This is a genomic window from thiotrophic endosymbiont of Bathymodiolus puteoserpentis (Logatchev), assembly GCF_900127505.1.
Lineage (GTDB): Bacteria > Pseudomonadota > Gammaproteobacteria > PS1 > Pseudothioglobaceae > Thiodubiliella.
In genome coordinates, this window is the sequence record NZ_UEXF01000037.1 from 1 (window position 1) to 598 (window position 598).

1 protein-coding gene is annotated in these 598 nt (G+C 31.3%); it reads right to left on the minus strand.

The genetic code is table 11. From position 1 onward, the window contains the following. Window positions 1-118 precede the first annotated feature (118 nt). Window positions 119-439 (minus strand): site-specific integrase, encoded by a 321-nt coding sequence (locus BHECKSOX2_RS06185; RefSeq protein WP_139682638.1) that lies wholly within the window; start codon window positions 437-439, stop codon window positions 119-121. Between the last annotated feature and the right edge of the window lie 159 nt (window positions 440-598).

The window sequence follows — 598 nt, forward strand, 5'->3', positions numbered from 1 at the left end:
CTTAAGCACACCTGAAAAACCTAAACGATCCAAAATATCGAATAATTTGTGCTGATCTTATCAAATTGGGGGTATTGTCTGTATTTTTATGGATGCAAGACTTGAATGGGGTGGTTTTTTAGGATTTTGATTGGTATTTTTTGGGTTGGGTGGTTCTATTTTTGGATTTGGGTTTATATAAAAATACCAACGCATTAAACGCCTGATTTTGCGTGCTAGCAGCCACATTTTGTCGCACCGTCAAATCCGTTAAAAAAGTCTCTACCTTGCTTTCAGAATCCTCGAACAATTCACTTCTATCCTTCATCCCTGAAAACTTAATAAAACGTTTAACCCAATCACAATAAGTATTTTCAGTTTTATAAGCGTAGTTCATCCGTCTCATCACCTCTCGCATTTCGGCAATAATCGGTTTTTTATTTATTTTTTCTGTTATCATATAATTAAAAACAATATAGAAAGAAAATTTCTACTAATATCGTATATCAGGTAAATTATTTGTATTTTATCCCTAAAAAGATTGAAATACACTGTTTTTTACAGGCTTTTAATTTTAATATCGTAATGTAAGGATAATATGTCCTTATAATAATAGTTA

Bases quoted from the DNA above. Each gene is read 5' to 3' on its own strand.
- BHECKSOX2_RS06185 (WP_139682638.1), bottom strand. From the start codon at position 439: ATGATAACAGAAAAAATAAATAAAAAACCGATTATTGCCGAAATGCGA.